Here is a 20,924-nt window from a genome sequence, read left to right on the forward strand (position 1 = left end):
AGTAGAGCAAGCGCCAAAAGCAAAGCCTGAATACGCTATGTAAGGAATTTCTTTACAATCATTGTCAGTATTTTTTACAAATGGCAAAGTACAAAAGCCTGTACATTTTTTAACCTAATGAAAACATTAAGTAACTTTGTAAAGGCATGTTAAATGCTTACTCCTATCTGTAAATAAAAATAATAATATTCAAATGAATGGAGACACAAATGAAAAACAAGCACTTTAAATCAATATTGGTGGGCGCAACGCTTGCCATGTCATCATTTGCAAATGCAGGTTTAATGTATGATGCAAATGTCACAAATAACGCCATTTTTGGTAGTGGCAACCTCAACGGTTCTTTTACAGTGATGCAGGAAGATGGCATTGAGCTAGGGCTAAGAGGCAAGTTACGACACAATGCTAGCGGTTCCGCCGAAAATACCTTTAATAGTAACGGCGACGGCACGTATTCATTTGATGCCGGTGTTGCACCAACTCAATCAGCGCCAACAGCGGTTTGGAGCTTTGAATGGTCCATTAATTCTGATTTTGATGGCTCGACAGGTAACCACTTAGACGACTATTTATTTGAGTTAGTCGTAGATTATGATGCCGGAGGTGGCGTTGCATATCGAACTTACGACTTATTTGATCGCTATTACGACCACTCAATTGGAACTAATGCTACAGCTCAAGGAGCAGGCGATGAAGCGGCTAATCAAGCTGGGTTTGACGTTCTGGCAGCCAATAATAACTTGGCACAAAACTCTTGGAAAGCACATTGGTTCTTCGGACCAAGTTTCGATCCAACAGTCGACGGTACGTATGATATTAGCTTAAGAGCAAGTTCAAATGGTCAGATTGTCACCATGAACACAATCCAAATTATCGTTGGCAATGGTGCAATTGAAGCGCCTGAACCATCAACTCTAGCATTTTTTGCAATGGGCCTCGTTGCACTAGCCTCACGTCAATTTGGTAAAAAAATATAGTTTAAACGACAATTTGTCGAACAATAATATGTTTTAAAAGTAGAAAACACCTAGCTAAACCCTAGGTGTTTTTTTGTTTTTCACTTAAAAAACATCCATCTATTGATGATTGCATCCGTATTTAAAATACGAAAATGTTATCGACCTCACCGTTAAAGCTTAATCACACGATCGCAAATAAACTTATACGTTTTAGTTAAATCATTTTCTATTCAACAATAATTCACCTGTAACACAAAAAAACCAAGATGTTGATTTAGATATAAATTATATAAATCATGAAATTTTTGGCTAAAAAGGATAAGATACCACTCAAAACCAGTGCAAAAATTTGCCATTCAATGGGTGAAAAATATAAACGATTAAGTTACTCTTAACTCTGCATTATTTTTAAATTGTACAACCACCAAAGATTAGAACTAATGAAAAAACACGACTCACCCTAAAAGATGTTGCTAACCAATTAGGCGTTTCAACAGCCACTATTTCAAACGCATTTAGTCGCCCAGATCAACTATCAAAAAAAGCGTATTGAAATACTAGAGCAGTGTAAAAGAATTGGCTTTGAAGGTCCTAACAAAGCGGCTCAAATATTGCGAAAAGGCCACTCCAATATTATCGGTATTGTGCTGTCAGACAATATTGATTATATCATTAGTGATCCGGTTGCGAGCACCTTTATGAAAGGCGCAACTGAAGTCTTACGCGAGCATAAAAAACATACTCTTTTGTACTCTGGTGATTCTGAAAACATAGGCGATATTGCCGACTTCGTTGACGGTTTTATTTGCTATGGTGCTCCCATCAATCAAGCGTTAGTTAGCGAATTAGCTAATCAGTTAAAGCCTGTAGTAACCGTTGATTTCGATATTGAAAATATTCCATCAATTAATGTCGATAATGAAACCGCTTGTTTTGAAATAGCCAAATCCACATTAAAAGAGTCAGATCAAGTTGCTATTTTGGGTCTGCGTTTAATTGACTCTAAAAGTACCTGCCGGATCTACGATTCGCCATTATTAGATTTTGAACACTCAATATCGCACCGCAGATTAGACGGTTATATTGCAGCGGCTAAAACCGTTGGGATCTCAATCGAAGGAGACCAAATTTGGACAATAGCCAAAAATACTTCCAAGTATGCGAGCCAAGCTGCAAACGAAGCTCTTACGAGTATTCCGCGTCCTGATGTTATTTTATGTATGAGTGATTTAATTGCATTAGAAGTATTAAAACTGGCAAAAGATAAAGGCATAAAAGTGCCAGAAGAATTAAGGATTACGGGCTTCGATGGTATCGATGAAGCGTTGCGTACTCGTCCTTCTTTGACAACGATTTGTCAGGCAAATGCTGAAAAAGGAAAAGCGGCGGCAGAAACTTTGTTGTTAGGGTTAACCACATCAAGGTTAGTTTCATACGAAATGAAGATCGGAGAGTCCACTTAGCTGCAATAGTTTCTGTAATTGCTGTAGTTTCTGTAATTGCTATAAAACATGCACAGACCCAAGTTAGCTTGGCAAACTGGCCGTTTTAAAATTAAGCAAGCACCTCTGAAAAAAGTCTTCGATTTGATGCTCGTCAAATTGATCCCCAGTATTTGGTTGCTTAGTAGCTAGCGCAGGGAACGTGCCATAGCCCGCCAATAAGCAGTGCCATGACATATTACCAAAGTGCGAATTAAGCTTTTGCCTAGCAATTTCCTGACCTAAGTCGCCATTTCGGAACCAAACATCTAACAACTGTAATAAAGGTTCAGATAAGTTATTGTTGTCACGATTTGCTCGCCAATAATCGGTGTCATTTCGAGTATTTAATTTGTAGTGAGCAACAATATAGTCTCGTACTCGGTCAAATCGCTCCGTCGTTAAGGTGTTGTATTCATCCTTATGGGTATCTCTAAAATTCCCTTGTTCAAAACAGGCCATAAAAGATTCGATTGAAATCTGCACTAAATGCAATGCGGTAGCTTCAAGAGGCTCGATAAAACCTTGGGATAAGCCTATAGCAATGCAATTTTTTTCCAGTGCGAACTTACTTGTCCTACTTTCATTTTGAGGTGACCAGCAACCTGATCACTGTCTAACAATCCTAAAGCCTCACGCAGTTCATGCTCAGCGCTGTCGGCCGTTTGAAACTGAGAACTATACACATAACCATTGCCAGTACGATGCGTTAGAGGGATTTGCCAACGCCAACCGTTGGACATTGCGATAGACTGAGTTTCCATTTTTGGGGAAATCTCCATCGTCGGTAAAACAATCGCTGAGTCATTAAATAAATTGTCCTTGAACGAATTAAATTTTACACCCAGCGATTGCTGCAACAATTCAGACCTGAAACCTGTGCAGTCGACAAATAACGCTCCCTCGATAGATTCACCGTCGTTACATATCAACTGTTTAATATCACCATTTGGCGAAGTCTCAACGTGTTTAACCGTTGTTAACTTATGATGAACACCAAGTCCGATGGCATGTTGCATTAAAAACTGCCCTAATAAACCAGCGTCAAATGATACCCATATTCCATTTTAAATGGAAAGTGCTCAGGCACCAGCGGCAGCTTGTCATGCGCTGCTAGATAAGCATTAAATAGAAATTTATCTGGCTGTGTGACAACGTCTAAACCGAGTCGACGCGTTAAACAATTAACAGCAAACGGCCGTTCAGTAAACGTATCTAATTGTGATAGAAAAGGATGGCTATAGCAGTCTACACCTGATGCGGGACTCCATCCTGAAAATCGAATATTGAGCTTATAAGTGGCGTTACATTGTGCCATCCAATCTGGATCTGATATGCCCATTTTGTTAAAAAACGTTGTAAGGTTGGTGTCGAGCCTTCGCCAACGCCCACCGTTTTGATGTCTGGAGATTCAACAACAACAATTTCCATTGGTGGAGTTTGCGCGTTTTCTGACAGCCACTGTTTGGCCATGAGATTAGCTGTCATCCAGCCCGCAGTGCCGCCGCCTAAAATAACAATGCGAAATGGTTTAGCCATCCGCTTAACCAACATACTTCGTTAGGAAATCATCATGGGTCATCATTTGTGGCAAAGGAGCCATTTTTGCTTGTTTTACTTTGGCTAGTATAGAAAGCAACTCTTCGGTAGACATTGAATCCGCTGACGGGTGATAACTCGTCGGGTTAATGCCTTGCCCTAACATTACCTGTAACCAAGAGGCATCTAAAAATATATCATGTTGCTCATTAAACATTGACCCAGTATCTTGGAAGAGTTGGATCTTCTGACTTAATCTTTCAGGTAATTTTAAATTACGCATATCTTGCCAAAAATCAGAATCGGTGCGCTCATTCGCGTAATAGTGCAAAATCACAAAATCTCGAATGGTTTCAATTTCGGTATCCGATTCTTTATTAAATGCATTTGTAACAGACCGAGTTATGCCTTGGGTTGAGAACATTTTGGCTAAGCGAACAACAGCAGATTGGATTAGATAGATACTTGTGGATTCGAGGGGTTCTAAAAAACCACTAGATAGACCAATGGCTACGACATTTTTATGCCACTGTTTTTCTACCTTACCGGTTCTAAACGTTAATTTTCGTGGCGCAGTCTGCATTCTTCCCTGGACATTTTCGGTCAAAGTCTTCATGGCATCATCGTCAGACAAATGAGAAGAACTATAAACGATACCATTGCCAGTGCGGTGTGTAAGCGGTATTTGCCACTGCCAACCCACTTTATGGGCTATGCTTCTGGTATAAGGTGGTATCTGTTCCATCTGATCCGTTGCAACCGCTATGGCTGAATCTGCGGGTAACCAATGTGACCAATCTTGATACTTAATACCAAGTGTTTTTTGCAACAACAAACCGCGAGCGCCCGTGCAATCAACAAAAAATCACCGTCGATTTGTGTGCCATCGGTCAGTTGTATCCCTTCGACAAAATCTGTATCGGCGTTTTGTTTAACATGCTTAATAATGCCTTCAATGCGCTTAACACCATTTTTTTCAGAGTAACGTCTTAAAAATTGACCGTATAAACCTGAATCAAAATGATATGCATAAGGAATTTGATAAATCGGATCTTGGGTGTTCATTTTATTAAATTTGTTTTGCTGGCAACAAAGATAATTGAGGTCGTAATCCCAAAGTGAGTCTGCTAAACCTAATTGGGTTTTGGCTCGTAACCAATAATGTTGAAAATTACTGAAGCCAATACTTGTGCCGGGTGATCCAAACGTATGGAAATAGCTTTCACCGTCAACTCGCCAGTTTTCAAATTTAATCGCAAGTTTAATTGAGCCATTTGTTTCTTTTAAAAAGCACGTTCGTCGATACCTAAAAACTTATTAAACGTTTGAATTGGTGGAATTGTCGCTTCACCGACCCCCACAATACCTATGGCTTCGGATTCTACTAAGGTAATCTCAACCGATTTAGGAAGAACTTTGGACAGTAATGCTGCTGTCATCCAGCCGGCAGTTCCACCCCTGCTATTACTATCCTCTTAATCGTTTGGGTCATCATAATTTACCTTAACTTTTAATTGACTCTTTTATACCATTCCATAATACCAATTAAATTCCAAACACTATTATACGATGTTATTTATTCAGTATTTTAGGCCAATACAACTTGTGCAAATGTAAAAAAGACCCCTTAAGAAATAGCTCAAAAGGGGTTGAGATTACACAAACAAGCAGTGCATAGTAGAGGTTATTCTTTTGTCAGTGCCGAGCAAGTGTACCAATTCTATTGGGCCTTCAACTCAAAGCACTTAACGGTACAATTACTTTTTACCATTAATTTACTATATGGCATCGACGGAAAAATATTTGACGTCAACGTCGATAGTCCATTCTCACAAAAAATCTCAGCCGTAGATCTATCAATTATAATGGACAAGGCGATTTCACTTTCATCAATTAACTTTAATGGGGCGACCGCAATTTGGCCAAAGCCTTTATCAATCCATCCAGATTGTGTCCTATCTATCTCAATCGCATTACCCTCGGCAACGTAGTTAATAACGAGCTTTTCGTCTGCGTTATTAGCGAAAGTGATCGTGTTATTACCAATTGATTTATCAAATTTCCAAATGACTTCATAGGCAGACGATTGCGGTAATGACTTAACTTGACCAACGTCTAATACATACTGAGTTCTCAACGCCAAAATATCTTCCGAAGGCAAATTTGATAAAAAGAAGTCGTTATCGGTTTCAACTAAAGTCAATTCTCTTGGTAACGTCATTCCGCCGCGCCATGGATGTGTCGGTAAATCATTGGCATATAGCCAATTTGACATCCAAGCGATGAATATTCGTTTGTTACTGGTCGCTTGTAATCCGTCCCACGTAACACCTGCATAGTTATCTGGGCCGTAATCTAGCCACTTAGTTTCTGTTTGTGACGAAACAAAGTGAGTACCATCAAAATCTCCCAGAAAGTATTGTGTCGCGGACCCTTTGTTTGGACCGCTAGAGTGAATGCTCACAAGCAATGCCCATTTAGTAATACCATTTGCAGTTGTAAGTGGAAACAAGTCAGGGCATTCCCAAACACCACCGTGTTCACCGTAACCTTCACCAAATTCGCTGACCAATTGCCAATCGATAAGATTTCTGGAGACAAAAAACTGAATGACTTGCCCAGCGGCTAAAGCCATCACCCATTGAGTGCGCTCGTCGTCCCAAATAACTTTAGGGTCCCGAAAATCTTTGATTCCAGGGTTGGCAATTACGGGGTTATTTTCATACTCTTGCCAAGTTTTACCTGCATCTTGACTAAACGCCAAGCTCTGTACTTGCACTGCGTCTTCAGAATGATGGGTAAATGTGGCAACCAATGGAGGGTGATTGCCATTGCCTAAACCACTTGTATTATTCACATCGACAACAGCGCCACCAGAAAAGATGTATCCTAACCCCTCTGGCGCAGCATATATTCCGATATCATGATGTTGCCAGTGAACTAGGTCAGTTGAGGTTGCGTGTCCCCAGTGCATATTTGCATGTTTGTCACCATCAGGGTTGTACTGGTAAAAAGGTGGTACACTCCTGCAAAATAAACCATACCATTTGGATCATTTAGCCAATTTTTTTCCGGTGTGAAATGGATGAAAGGGCGCCATTCATCTGTCATGAAGTTATCGCTAATTGTCATATCATCGCTCACAAATAATCCGCCATGTTTATTCTTAAAACCAGTTAAATGTCTAGCTGTGGGCCTTGTAATATCCACTTGCTAGTTTAAGTCGATAAAGGCCGCCAGCGATAAACTGACAGCCTCTTACACTCTAAATTAACTGTTACTTATTAATAGAAAGAGTAATTCACGTTAAGCATAAACGATGGTCCAAATTGGCGACGAGTGGTTACAACACCGTTATCATCTACCGTTTCTTCATCAACATCGGTCAAGTTGGTACCCTGCAATGAGATACGTAAACCTTTTAAGTACTCGATATCTGAGTCTTCAAAGTCGTAACTAATTTGTGCATCCACAAGAGTCACTCCGCTACGGTTAGCTGATTCGATTTTGTTTGAACCACCACGCTGATACGTTGAGTAATCAGAGCGGTCTGTTCCAGCAACACGAACTTCAAAACCATCCATTGCATAGTAGGCTGTTAACGAGAAGTTTTTGTCTGACTGGCCAGCAATTGGTGAGCCATCATCAAGTTCCGCATCAATAAACGTGGCTGACGCTGCAACACCAAACCCTTCGAGGCTATCATCAAGCATACCAAATGGTACGTTTGCCGTTAGCTCAAGACCTTTAACTTCACCTTGTAAACCATCTTCAAAAAACGAATAGCTACCGTAGTCTGGTGGGGTAATTAAATCACCAGCTGCATATGGCACTTTCTTAGGACCATATTCGCCATCTTCAACAGCAACACGGTCATGGAATCCCGGGATATAATAGTCTGCACCGTCATTTGTTTCGTCATTTCTGAAGTTAATTAACGAACTTTCACCGCTACTTGCTTGAGTTAAGTTCACTAGATCTTTATAGAAAACAACCGCTGACAAATAACCTTCATCTTCAAAATAATGCTCAAAAGACAAGTCGTAGTTATTCGACTCCAACGGACGAAGTGACGGGTTACCTGCAAATTTTGACCACGGAGTCCCGTAATCAACGACATCGTCAATCGTATTTGGAATTGAAATTAGGTCGATGTTTTGATCAAACTTAACAAAACTAGACGCTTTCATCTGGTCGATTCTGGCACGGCTAATGGCTTTATTTGCTGCAAATCGAACAAACTGACTTTCGTTTAGTTCTAAACTTACGTTCAAACTTGGTAAGACATGACTGTAGTCCGCACCGCTTTCAATCTTACAACTGTCATCAATTTGCTTGTCGTTGTTGTCATCACACACCGCGTAATTAGAACCCACAATGCCGTTATAACCTGAAGAAGATTGGTCTGTTTGAATGTATTGCACACCAACATTACCCGTTACGTCATAACCACTGAGTTGAGTTTCAAAGTCACCTTTGATGTAAAAAGTTGTTACTTTTTCTTCAACTAAATAAGTATCACCGAGTCTATCTGGTTCAAGTAAACCAGCGTCGTTAAGCGTATATTCACCGTCTTGATAAGGTGCAAAACCGTCATAGGCAACAACATGTCCTAAACCTGCCCAGCTTAAATCAGCTAACCCATCATAAACATATTTAGATGGAATTGAGTCCGAGAACGGATATGACGACGCAGTAGCAAAGAAACCTTTGTTGTCTTTGTCTTTTTTACGGTCACTATAGTTAATACCAGCGGTGACAGTATGGAATAAATCACTTTCGATGAAACCAACCACTTCCATTCTCATGGTGGTTAACTCTTCGCTGAAATCCGCGTAGTTTAAGAACCCATCCTGAGCATTAAGGTAGCTAAATTCATCTTCGCCATTAGCTGTTAATTCAGAAGTTTTAAAGTCGTCTTCAAGGTTAGCTAAACCACCGCCCCATACTTGTGGACCAGTTAGTTGTAATGCGTCTGGGTCAGAAAATGCGTCTAGGCCCGACGTACCAACAAAAAGATACCGTCTTGGCTCATTTCAAACGTACGTTCACCAAATTCACCTGAACTTAATGTGCCTGAACGCGCTAGACCAGAATAAGACTCGCCTTGCAAATCACGTTTACTTGACTCACTTTTAGCAACGTCAAATTCAACTGACCAATTTTCATTTAATTTATACCCAACGTTTAAGCCAAATACGCTCAAATCACCGTCTTTTTGTCTTGGGTTATTAATGAGAACTGAGTTTGCATTTACTTGCGTCCCCGTAGTATTAAAACCAGAACCAACAACATTCTCAGCAGCAAACGGTTCAACAAAACCACGAATAATCCCCGAATCTGAATAGCTAATATCTAATGCATCGATAACAATGTTTAGTTTATCATTCGGTTGGAACTGCAATACAGCAGAAACCGTATCTCGTTCTAAAACTGTGCTTTGTACTACGGTATCTAAACCAGACGGTAAAATTTGACCGTCGTCATTTGTGTTATAACCCCAAACACCATACTTTCTTTGATTGTTCGGAGACTCAGTCGTTGCAACCGCGATAGCAAGACCAATTGTGTCATCGGCAAATTTCTCTACAAATGATAAAGAATAACGCTTACCCGTGTTATCAAATTCTGGGTTATCCGATTCTCTGCCGCTAATCTCATAATTACCACTAACTGTTAAGGTTTCTTGAGCTTGCAGCGGGCGTACTGTTTCTAAATTAACCGTACCACCAATGCCTTGAACCATAAGTGATGCGTCAGTCGACTTATAAATTGTCGCACCTGTCATAATCTCTGATGGATACAGGTCATATTCAACACCACGGTTATCACCGATACCGATTAATTCACGACCGTTTAATGATGTCCCCGTAAAATCTTCTTTAAAGCCACGAACAGAAACACCTGAAGTACGACCGTTTACACGTTCGCCCGACATACCTAGTAATCGAGACAACGTTTCTGCGATTGAAGAATCAGGTAACTTGCCGATATCTTCCGCTGAAATAGCTTCAACGATAGAAGAGTTTTCCATTTTCACCGCTTGGGCTCGCATCAAAGAACCACGAATACCCGTGACTGCGATAACTTCGACTTCGTCGTCAACTGCGGTTTCAGCAGCGACTGCATTGTGTGAAAACATTGCCGCTGATACCGCTAGGGACAATATGGTTGGTGTGAATTTATGTGTGTGTTTCATTTAAAAACCCTGCCTTTTTTATTATATAAAACATATTATTACTGTTGATTATTTAACTATTTATTTCTTTATAACAAACCTGATACAAGTCGCTATTTGCGATAACTAACGTCAAATACAGATCCAAAATTTGATGTCCTCAAACGGTAATTGATTCCGCCATCACTTTTGAATGTTTCTTCTCATTGGTTAATAAAACCCAAGATACAAGTACAAAGAATGCGACCACTGAGCCCAATATTTTATAAGACAGCTGGAAGCCAAGTTGGTCATACATCATGCCAACACCAATGGACAATACCGCTGCGCCTATTTGTGCCATAAAGACAAAACCGACCAAGTAAATTGTTGCTGACAAATGCTCTTCAAAAGTCGCTGAGATGTATTTAAATATTGCAATTAACATGATTGGAAGCTCAGCTGCATGTAATAACTTCATAAACGAAATGCTGTAACTGTCGTCAGCAAAACCTGAGCCGATTATACGAAGCGCCATAATTGCACCAGCTAAAATCAAACCGTTTTTTGCACCAATTCGATTTACAATAAACGGAGCCAAAAACATTCCTAAGGCTTCCAACATGACTTGCAACGAATTTAGATAACCGTACATTGCGTTCCCTTCTTCTTTAGAAGGAAAAACCGAAGCAAAATAAGTCGAAAACTGTTGGTCATAAACGCCATATACCGTTGTTACACCAATAACGTAAACGGCCATTGCCAAAAATTGACGATTTTTGAATAACTTCAAAACGTCACTGACATTTAGCGCAGCCGAGGCTTTATCAAAAATAGATTCATCTCTACTTGATGTCGCTGGCACAACAAAGCTAATACACATTAGAAAAATCAGGCCTGATAGGCTCGCTAGCCAAAAATTCAAGTCGGGATTCACGTTAAAAATCTTACCGGTAAAGAAAGCTGCTATTGCCCAGCCAATTGATCCCCACATACGCGCTTTGCCAAATTCAAAACCGGTCATCCGGCCAACACGGTCAACATAACTTTCTATGACCCCTACGCCAGCACTAAACGCTAGCCCAAAATACACGCCACCTAAAGCGCCACCTAGCCACACATTTGACTTCAAAAGTGGTGAATAGAGGTATATGGCAAATGGCCCGACAAAGATCAGCAAACCAGAGATAAAAAATAGTACATGTTTTTTAAACCAAGCTTATCTTGTAGATAACCATATACTGGTAGTATAAACAGAGCGCAAAAAGCACCTAAACTAAAAACAACTCCTCGCTCCTCGCCGTTTAATCCAACAAATTGCTCAAGCCAAATTGAAAAAATAGAGAAACAAAACGACCACGTAAGAAAAAACGTCAGTAAAGCCCCGCTAAGCAACCAATAGTTTCGTTTTGCAATACTCGTCTGCATTCTGTGATCTCTTTTAATAGCAACCATGTAATTTAACCTCTAGTGTCTAGCCATAGACATTTGTGGTTGAAACATGACTTACCAACTCAAAAATTTGTTAGTAACAAATTGACTAATTTAAGTGGTGCAACTCATTCATTAAATTCAATACTAGTTAACGTTCACTTTTTAATCAAGCATTTTTCTTAATCAATTAAGTAAAATATCATCACAAAAACACCAAACAACTGATATATAAAATAAAAAAACCCACTAAAACATATAAAATATTTAGTTACAGGCCTTGTAGGTAACACTAACCTTAGTTATTGGGTCCACAGTGCTAGGAACAAAAATCTTAATTTAATCATGATCTTAATATGTGAGAGCAGAACAGCGCTCAAATTAAACTAGACAAATGTTTACTATTTAACCTAATATTAAACTTAATCGTTTAAGTTATGAATAACTGCTTTAACAATAACTAAAAAACTAGTGTTAAGCATAAGATTACAACGAGTCTTGCAGAGTTTGTTTTTGGTATTTCCAGCAATAACGATATTTTTATTACCGGAAACCTTCAGCATACTTAACTTGTCATCAACGGGTAGGAGAGGAACGTGGAAACAAAAGTGGCGAATAATCAACTGATACGAATTTTGACGTATTTAATGTTCATGATGTTTGCAATGACAACTGACGCAGTTGGTGTGATCATTCCAGAGATCATAAAAGAATTCGACTTAAGTCATACGGCAGCCAGTGCATTTCACTATGGTCCAATGATGGCAATTGCCGCTAGTGGCATGTTACTTGGGTTTCTAGCAGACAAGTTAGGCAGAAAAGTGTCTATAATTATCGGCTTATTAATGTTTTCCGCCGCATGCGGATTATTTGCTATTGGCAGTAGTTTTGCGTTTTTCCTCTTCCTGTTATTAATCTCCGGCGTTGCGATTGGTATATTTAAAACAGCTGCGCTTGCGCTTGTCGGAGACATTACAGTTTCTAATTCAGATCACACCAAAACGATGAACCTAGTCGAAGGCTTCTTTGGCGTTGGCGCTATCATAGGGCCATTTATCGTAAGCTATTTATTGGCAAACGATGTGTCGTGGAAATACCTATATATTGTTGCTGGCGTGCTTTGTATCGTTCTTTGTATTTTGGCGGCGTTTTCACATTATCCCACTTACGAAGCTAAACCAAACTCTAAACACAACTTAAAACAAACCTTCGAAATCGTTAAGCAACCAACAACGCTTGGGTTCTCAGCCTTAATAGCATGTTATGTCGCATCCGAGGCCGCCATTTACGTTTGGATGCCTTCCCTTCTCAGTGAATACACGGGTTCTCTTGAATACGTTGTGCCTTGGACAATTACCATATTCTTTACCCTACGAGCACTAGGCCGTTTTGGTGCGGTTTGGGTGTTAAAACATATTAGTTGGGAACTAGCGATGATGCTGTTCTCAGCCGCCATTTGCTTATGTTATGTATTAAGCATGGCATTGAGTTTAGATGTAGCAATTATTCTACTCCCTGCTTCTGGGCTGTTTATGGCCATGATTTACCCAACGCTAAATTCAAAAGGCATCAGCTGTTTTCCTAAAGAACAACACGGCGCCATTGCCGGTGTTATTTTATTCTTTACTGCTGTTGCGGCGTCAGTAGGCCCATTACTTATGGCAATTGTTAGCGACATGATGGGCGGCTAAGGCCAAATACGGATTTTACGTTGCTACTGTATTTGCCGCGCTATTGTTTGCAGGTTTGTTCTACAACTGGAAATTTAAACCAGCTCAAGAACAGCTTCTCATTCAACAAATTGCAAATAACTAAGGCAGCCTGATGAACTTATCTAGACAAACACAACAGTGCCTTTCTCGAATTAAGCAATCGAGTAACTTTAAGGCATTAACCAACGCAAAAACTGACGTATTTGAGCAACGCTTAGACCAACACTTTCCTAGGTTGTTTGATCTATTTTTATCCATTTATGATAATCAGTACGACCTGTATTTTCATTTAGAAGCACTTGTTTGTGAACTAGCCACTAGTTTTAAAAAACGTCCAGTTGCGTTGCACCGATCTGACAAAAAAGGTTAAACCAGCCCGATTGGTATCGAGATGAAAAAATGGTTGGTATGGCCGTTTACGTCGATTTAGTAGCTGATGACTTAAAAGATCTGATAAGTAAAGTCCCTTACTATAAAGAGTTAGGGATCACTTACTTACATCTAATGCCTTTATATAAATCACCTGAAGGCGATAGTGACGGTGGCTATGCAGTATCAGATTATCGTCAAGTTGACCCTAAATTAGGCACATCTAAAGACTTAAAAGCTTTATCAAATGCATTAGCAAAAGCCGACATTAATTTGGTGCTCGATTTTGTCTTTAATCATACATCTGACGAACATGAATGGGCGATAAACGCTAAGCAAGGTGATGAGAATTACCAAGACTACTATTTTGTGTTTCCAGACCGCAATGAGCCAGACGAATACGACAAAACACTTCGTGAAATATTTCCATCGGTTCGGCGTGGTTGCTTTAGTTTCGTTGAAGAGTTGCAGCAATGGGTGTGGACGACATTTAATAATTTCCAATGGGATCTGAATTACCAAAATCCATCTGTATTTAGGGCGATGACTCAGAAATGTTATACCTAGCGAATTTGGGCTGTGACGTTTTGCGTCTAGACGCATTGGCCTTTGTTTGGAAAGAACAAGGCACTCAGTGCGAAAATTTACCTAAAGCTCATTTGCTCATCCAAGCCTTTAATGTTTGTACACAAATCGTTTGCTCAGGTGTTGTGTTTAAATCAGAAGCAATTGTGCATCCTGATGAAGTGGCAAAATATATCGACAAAGACGAGTGCCAAACGTCCTACAACCCTTTACTTATGGCGCTATTGTGGAATTCATTGGCAACCCGCGAAACTGACCTACTAGAACTAAGTTTACAGCGTAGATTTGCTATTGACGACTCATGTAGTTGGGTTAATTACGCCCGTTGTCACGACGACATAGGTTGGACGTTTGATGATGGTGACGCGGGTGAACTTGGTATCAATGGCTATGATCATCGCGCATTCTTAAACCAGTTTTATACTGGCAGCTTTGACGGTTCTTTTGCCACTGGTCGAGGTTTCCAATACAACCCAGAAAATGGTGATTGTCGCGTATGTGGTTCTCTCGCGTCTTTATGTGGTCTCGAAGATGCATTGGCGACGCAGGAGCAATTACACATCGACCACGCTATCGCTCGTATTTGTTTATTGCACGGGATCATCTTGACCATTGGTGGAATTCCTTTGTTATACCAAGGTGACGAACTTGCTGCTCTCAATGATTATTCATATGAAAATGACGATAAAAAACAGCATGATAGCCGATGGGTTAACCGACCTAAAATAACCAACAAGATGCTAACTGATGCGCAAAAGCCCGGCGCACCTCAGAACATTGTAAATAACACAATTAAAAACCTTATTTCCCTAAGAAAAAATAGCCCTGTTATTGGCTTAGGACATACCGACATTCTATCACTTGGTCATAGCCACCTATTTGCCTATAGACGAACATTAAACGCCCATGATGACGCTGTGTTTGTTTGTAATTTTAGTGAGTTTACGCAATCGGTTAGTCTCGAAAAAATAGACATTAATCCAAATGAAAAGCTTGTTGAAAACTTAACGGGCCAAACATACCAGCATAAACCCACCATGACACTGGCACCTTATCAGTTCATGTGGCTTACAAAATCAGCCCTAAATTAATAGGAGAATAATGATGGATAAAGTGATCTGTTTTGGCGAAGCTCTCATCGATATGCTTTCCACTGAACCTGAAAAATTCACCCAATATCCTGGCGGCGCGCCAGCAAATGCCGCCGTCGCGGTGTCTAAGTTAGGCGGTAATGCAATATTTTGTGGCATGTTAGGCAATGACACGTTTGGTAATTATTTGTTTAACAAGTTTGTCGAGTATGGCGTTGAAATTAATTATGTGGCGTGGACGCTCAAGGCAAAAACCGCGTTAGCGTTTGTTACATTAGACGCTAGCGGAGAACGTAGCTTTGAGTTTTATCGCCCACCTTCAGCCGACTTACTATTCACTCCAGATGACTTTGACATCGAAATGTTTGCGGTGAGTTCTATTTTTCATTATTGCTCAAACAGTTTAACTGAAACGCAAATAGAACAAAGTACCTATACCGGGATCCAACATGCGGTTGAGCACAACTGCATTGTCTCTATGGACGTTAATTTGCGGATCAATTTGTGGCCAGAAAATGGCGACTATAAGTCAAAGATAATCAAAAGTATGAAGTCGGCAAACATAATCAAAGTCAGCCTAGAAGAATTGCATGAACTTGTACCCGCTGACGAGGCCGATGACTTTTTAGCGGCTTTATTGACTCAACAATGCCAACTAATTCTATTAACTGATGGCGCGAAACCGATTGTGTGCATGACTAAAAACCGAACTTTTGGTGTACCAACGCCAATAGTAGATGTGGTTGACACAACAGCCGCTGGTGACGCCTTTATTGGTGGTTTTCTGTATCAATTGAGTAAGCAAAAGTAAAACTGAATACGCTAGAGAACTTCGTCGATTCGCCACAGTTAAATAAAAGCGTTTCGTTTGCTGCTCAATGTGGTGCTCACACAGTTACGCAACAAGGCGCTTTTCCCGCTTTACCAGACCAAGCGATGGTGAGTTATTTTGAACAAGAAGGCAATGGATAATGCGCGACAACTCGCACTCATTAGAATTTAAACTTAAAGCCATAGCTATGGTTGTGTATAACGACTACAGTATTTCTGCAGCCGCAGATAAACACTTAGTATCAAATTTTAAGATGTACAGCTGGGTTAAAAAATACGCGCCCATGTTAAAAGAAATGAACAAAAAATCGCATTTAAGACTCAAAGCTGAAGATTCATTAAAGGACGTTCAATTGATAAAAGCATCGGGCGATGATAGTGACAGTAAAGCAACAGCCAATCATCCCAAACCATTACGCCAACGACTTTAACTTATTCGCGCTTAAAATTACTTTTTTAAATAACATCACGCGGCGTATTGCCGCCGCGTATCGTTATTACGACTGTAAAATTTTATCCACTTTATGATCAGTTGCCGGTAATGTTAACGTCATAGGTTGGTCGACGTAACTTACCTTCAATAACGCGACATCACGCATAAAATCGATAGATTCTATATCAACCGAAACCACATTTAAGCCGGTTCTTTGCTTGAGATCAGCAAATAAAATCGCTTTGTTTTCTGGCTTAATATTGTCAATCTTTTCATAAACAACATGTTGTATTCCAAATCGATTACGCAATAAACTCGAATCCACCACAAAGGCAAAAGCACATATTGCACCGTTAAGAATAAGCAAGTCTACTTCTGACATTTTGCCCACTGACGTTAATAAAGCAATCGCGGTCACCAAAAATAAGTAAGTCATCTCTTTTATGGTGATCGTTTCCGTTCTATACCTAAGCATAGTGAAAACAGCAAACAGTCCAAACGCAAACTCCATCGACATATCAACGCCATGCAATAGATACGTTATGATAAAGATGCCTAAACCAAACAATAAAAACGAACCCGCAACCGTTGCATTTTTGTTTATTCGAAAATAGCAGCCATAACAAAGCACACTAATAGACACCATATTAATAAAAAACGTAGGATAAATTGTAAATCGATTTCAGTCATAACAACCTCTTAATAAATTTGAAGTATTCGGTAAGTTAACGCGCAATCATTCGCCCATATTGAGGCACGCTAAACGAGACAATGTTGGTTTAAAGCGGTTGGCTTTTAACGTTGATCCCTTTAATAACGAGCAACCAATGCAATATTTACTAAAACTGGTTGGCGCAATATTATTGCTACTCATGAGTTGATAAAATGGCGAATGTTTTGATATTTTTTGTTGCTTTAATTCGGCAATAAAAAGCCTGCAAGTTCCACTCGTTTTGTTCCATCGGTTGATAAATACCAAAGGTTAAAATCAAGAGTAAGACGCTCTGCTTGTTGCTCATTTGCCAGTGCGATTCGTTGGTAACCACCGCGTTGAATAATTTCCAAATCGTTGTATTTATCCCGTGTTTGGGACTTAATAAACGGCATCACTGCGTCAAAACCTTGATCTTTTGGAAACAGTTTTTCCTCGTTTTTATCGTTCGTTTTTTGTTGTTTTTAAACTTAACCTCGATAAAGTGCGTGTCCGTATCAACGTAGTGGCGATGCCTCACTTTATAACGATTTAAGCGGCCATTATGGTGGTCTTTGTACAATCGCATATCCGGTGTATCTAAATATTCATTTTGATAGGTTGAAACACGATTTCCGGCAATTTCTAATACGCTGTAGGACTGATGAATTTGGCCTAATATTTTTGGTAACATACTAATCGGTAACATAAACTTACTGTCGACTCGATCCATCAAATTAGCCTTATCCAGATCGGCCAGACCGTGGCTTTTAAACAACGTTAACGCCCTGGACAGCCCAGAATTTCTTTGAGGGTCAGAGTATTTGGGTGCTGCCGGGGTGTTGTCTAATTGTTCAGTTTGTACTGCTATCATTGTTGACTCGCTTTGGTCGCTAAACATTAAATAAAGTTAGTGGAAAATGTTCCACTAACTTGGCGAGTACTTCTAATTGAATACTCTTTTTGTTACTAACCGCAGAAGCCTCGACCTGTACCTGAAGATGGAATATCACCTTCAAGCTGTTGACGAATATTAGCGACACGGTAGTTGATAAAGCTTGTAAGGCCATAAAATCGGCTAACAGTACTATTTAAGTTTTGTTCAAACTGCGAAGCGCTATAAAACGCGGTTGGATCGTTTTCAACATGAGGTCGGATCAAGTCAGCGATTTCTTCAACACGGTTAGCAAATGTTGTTGGTTCAAGCGGACCTTCGATAAGTTGCCACAGATAGCCGTGGTATACATCTAAGTTAGCTTGTTGCGAAAATACATTGTTAATAAGTGGTTTTTCCGACATGGGTCCGTCTGTCGGTTCGTCAATGTATAACTCACGAATATCAGTACGACACCCCATATTGAATGACCCAAACGACTCATTAAAATCCCATGGCAACAAGCTAAATACATCATCTTGTTCATAGATATAGTAGTTGTGAGCCAATGCACCGTGGTAACTATCTAAGTTAGATAAAGCAACACTCACCGACATGTAACGTAATAAACCGTCAACATCTATGACGTCGGTAGAACCGCTATCTAGCTCAGCCACAAAGTTTAAAAATGCACCGTTATCTGTGGTGTCTTCGTTTGTCTGTAAATTGATATCACTGTAGCTTTCAATATTGCTACTTAACCAAACCAGATCTGAACCCACACCGTCTGGCTTATAAAGATCACCGTTTGCATTGCTAAAATTGTTTTCTAAAAATTCACCGTCAATAGCTTCAACCATTAGGTACAAACCGAATAATTCATCGTTAATATAAACATTTACAAAAGCATGCTGTGGTGTCGCAACGCCCATTTCCTTTAGCAGGTCATAGGCAAAAACTTCACGCATATAAGACGGGTCATTAAATGAGTTTTGCAGGGTAAATTTTTTCAAGCCAAAAAACTTTTGGCCATCGACATACTCATTTATATCAATTTTAAAGCTGTACCGGTCACTTGTTGACTGCGCAACACTGCGTAAACTGGAACCACCTTTGGTACGAATAGCCACACTGTCGAGCGTCGCGCCATTGAACGTGATTGCCGTTTCGTGGTATTCCTCGGCTTCTGGATCCGATAAAATACTTTGCCAATTATCCGTCGTAATATTGATGTATAAATCCCTTACAACGCTTGAATCAAAGGCGACTACAGCGATATTGTCAGCGCCTTGGCTTGGCTCTAATGTATCTTGCTCCCAACCATAACCACTTCCGGTTTCGTTCAAATTCAAACCAAAACTGTAACCTTCAGGAACGTCACTCGCATCCCAGCTTAAATAATCTACAGTTTCATCATCTTTTAATAAGCTCAATTCATCATTGTTACCAAGACCAAAGGGGACAAAGTAGTCATCAGGATCAGTGTCTGTGGCATAAATAACGAAATATTCCCCGCCAACAGTTCCACATCGGGTAAATCAATTGGGTCGATATCATCACTTTCATCGATAACTTGGTAGTCAGACAGGGAGATGCTGTCTTCACTATTGTTATAAAGCTCAAACCAATCCATGCCATCGTTAGCTGCATTGGCCACAACTTCCGTGATTATTAACCCCGTATGATAAGCCAAGCTATTACCCGCTTCGGCGGTTGGTATTAATATGTGAGTCGCGTCACTTCCATCTGGGTAACGACCATAGCTTGTACCAATTAACGCTTGGCCTTTTTTCCATTCAAGCTGATCAATTAAATCATCTCCTTGATAAAGACTGACAACGTCTGACGAGGACAATTTAAATGCGACCGTTGTGGCATCTTCAACCGTGTCAGTTGTAGCAAAAATACGGTAAAACTCACCTTGGCTCAAAGTGACATCTGGTAACGAAGACAAAATTCGATCTTCGTCCGCGATAGTATATTCGGCAAGGTTAATTGTGCCGCTTCCCGTTACATAAAGCTCAATCCAGTCAAAACCACCGTCACTATCTTTAGCAACAATTTCATTGATTCTTAATTCTGCGTCGTTGTTTAAAATTAGATCTGTAGGCGCTAATGCAGACTCACCTATTTCAATATTAGCTGCACTTAGGGTTGGCGATAGCGTTTGTGCTGTGCCGGTCCCGTCAGCAAACAAACCAAAGCTATAACCTTCACTCGCTTCGCCTTCTTGCCAGTCGAGTAGATCGACCTGCACATTGTTTTCATAAAGTGCGACTGCATCGTCAGAACCCAGCTTAAATGTCACAAAATAGCCATCCGTTGTAGCCGCGTCGGCTTCGTCAATCGCATGAATAACAATAAACTCTCCAGCATTAAGAGTCACGGAAGGCAAAGCCTGAGGTTCACGACCGTCTTTATCGTCGGTAATTGAAAAGTTTGATAAATCGACAGAGCCTTCTTTTACATACAACTCAATCCAATCGTTACCGCCGTCACTGGCGTCCGCGACAATTTCATTAATGACGAGTTGGCTGTTGGTTGATGTATCTGTTGACTCTTCTGTACCTGCGCCGCATCCATAAAGAATTCCAGCTCCGATTTGCAATGCCAATAAGGCGTATAACTTTGTTTTCATTTGGCGATCTCAATTGTAGATGTGACCATGAAGATATCGATTGAATGTGTAAAGAATGTGCACCAAATGAGAAAGCGTAGGAATTACGTTAATTAAATTGCTGAAACAAGATAAAGGAAAATTGGATGAGACG

At 40.1% G+C, this 20,924-nt stretch carries 9 protein-coding genes and 8 pseudogenes; 6 read left to right on the plus strand and 11 right to left on the minus strand.

What is annotated here, in order from left to right; translation table 11 throughout:
• The first annotated feature begins 209 nt into the window (after positions 1 to 209).
• Together PN838_RS13570 and PN838_RS13580 are read left to right on the plus strand one after the other, a co-directional pair.
• Positions 210 to 977 (plus strand): PEP-CTERM sorting domain-containing protein, encoded by a 768-nt coding sequence (locus PN838_RS13570; protein WP_272181013.1) that lies wholly within the window; start codon positions 210 to 212, stop codon positions 975 to 977.
• A 412-nt stretch (positions 978 to 1,389) separates the two neighbouring features.
• Positions 1,390 to 2,422, plus strand: a pseudogene (locus PN838_RS13580) (LacI family DNA-binding transcriptional regulator).
• A 63-nt stretch (positions 2,423 to 2,485) separates the two neighbouring features.
• On the opposite strand, the pseudogene PN838_RS13585 reads toward PN838_RS13580, so the two are convergent.
• The 6 genes and pseudogenes from PN838_RS13585 to PN838_RS13610 form a co-directional block, all read right to left on the minus strand.
• Positions 2,486 to 3,979, minus strand: a pseudogene (locus tag PN838_RS13585) (tryptophan halogenase family protein).
• 4 nt (positions 3,980 to 3,983) lie between these two features.
• Positions 3,984 to 5,418, minus strand: a pseudogene (locus PN838_RS27345) (tryptophan halogenase family protein).
• Positions 5,419 to 5,699: 281 nt separating this feature from the next.
• Positions 5,700 to 6,200, minus strand: a complete 501-nt coding sequence (locus PN838_RS13595) for a GH32 C-terminal domain-containing protein (RefSeq protein ID WP_370661107.1) — start codon at positions 6,198 to 6,200, stop codon at positions 5,700 to 5,702.
• An 18-nt stretch (positions 6,201 to 6,218) separates the two neighbouring features.
• Positions 6,219 to 7,111, minus strand: a pseudogene (locus PN838_RS13600) (glycoside hydrolase family 32 protein); the annotation flags it as partial.
• Positions 7,112 to 7,263: 152 nt separating this feature from the next.
• Positions 7,264 to 10,178, minus strand: a pseudogene (locus PN838_RS13605) (TonB-dependent receptor).
• A 139-nt stretch (positions 10,179 to 10,317) separates the two neighbouring features.
• Positions 10,318 to 11,591: pseudogene (locus PN838_RS13610) on the minus strand (MFS transporter).
• A 623-nt stretch (positions 11,592 to 12,214) separates the two neighbouring features.
• Between PN838_RS13610 and PN838_RS13620 the strand changes: the two are divergent.
• From PN838_RS13620 to PN838_RS13635, 4 genes and pseudogenes are all read left to right on the plus strand, one after another.
• A pseudogene (locus PN838_RS13620) lies at positions 12,215 to 13,382 on the plus strand (MFS transporter).
• Between the two features lie 9 nt (positions 13,383 to 13,391).
• Positions 13,392 to 15,324: pseudogene (locus PN838_RS13625) on the plus strand (alpha-amylase family protein).
• 13 nt (positions 15,325 to 15,337) lie between these two features.
• Positions 15,338 to 16,135 carry a carbohydrate kinase family protein gene (locus PN838_RS13630; protein WP_272181016.1) on the plus strand — a complete coding sequence of 266 codons (798 nt, stop codon included), beginning with the start codon at positions 15,338 to 15,340 and terminating at the stop codon, positions 16,133 to 16,135.
• A 160-nt stretch (positions 16,136 to 16,295) separates the two neighbouring features.
• Complete coding sequence (locus tag PN838_RS13635; protein WP_272181017.1) at positions 16,296 to 16,586, plus strand: transposase; 291 nt, start codon at positions 16,296 to 16,298, stop codon at positions 16,584 to 16,586.
• Between the two features lie 66 nt (positions 16,587 to 16,652).
• Here PN838_RS13635 and PN838_RS13640 read toward each other — a convergent pair whose 3' ends face one another.
• The 5 genes from PN838_RS13640 to PN838_RS13660 form a co-directional block, all read right to left on the minus strand.
• On the minus strand, positions 16,653 to 17,234 hold the full coding sequence (locus PN838_RS13640) for a DUF4956 domain-containing protein (protein WP_272181018.1): 582 nt from the start codon (positions 17,232 to 17,234) through the stop codon (positions 16,653 to 16,655).
• 269 nt (positions 17,235 to 17,503) lie between these two features.
• Positions 17,504 to 17,698 (minus strand): CYTH domain-containing protein, encoded by a 195-nt coding sequence (locus tag PN838_RS13645; RefSeq protein WP_272181019.1) that lies wholly within the window; start codon positions 17,696 to 17,698, stop codon positions 17,504 to 17,506.
• Positions 17,695 to 18,153 (minus strand): VTC domain-containing protein, encoded by a 459-nt coding sequence (locus PN838_RS13650; protein ID WP_272181020.1) that lies wholly within the window; start codon positions 18,151 to 18,153, stop codon positions 17,695 to 17,697. Before PN838_RS13650 ends, PN838_RS13645 begins: the two co-directional genes overlap by 4 nt.
• Before the next feature lie 95 nt (positions 18,154 to 18,248).
• Positions 18,249 to 19,586: a CotH kinase family protein gene (locus PN838_RS13655; RefSeq protein ID WP_272181021.1), complete on the minus strand. Its 1,338-nt coding sequence runs from the start codon at positions 19,584 to 19,586 to the stop codon at positions 18,249 to 18,251.
• Complete coding sequence (locus PN838_RS13660) at positions 19,583 to 20,791, minus strand: lamin tail domain-containing protein (protein WP_272181022.1); 1,209 nt, start codon at positions 20,789 to 20,791, stop codon at positions 19,583 to 19,585. Before PN838_RS13660 ends, PN838_RS13655 begins: the two co-directional genes overlap by 4 nt.
• Positions 20,792 to 20,924 lie beyond the last annotated feature (133 nt).

This window comes from Psychrosphaera algicola (assembly GCF_028401425.1).
Lineage (GTDB): Bacteria > Pseudomonadota > Gammaproteobacteria > Enterobacterales > Alteromonadaceae > Psychrosphaera > Psychrosphaera algicola.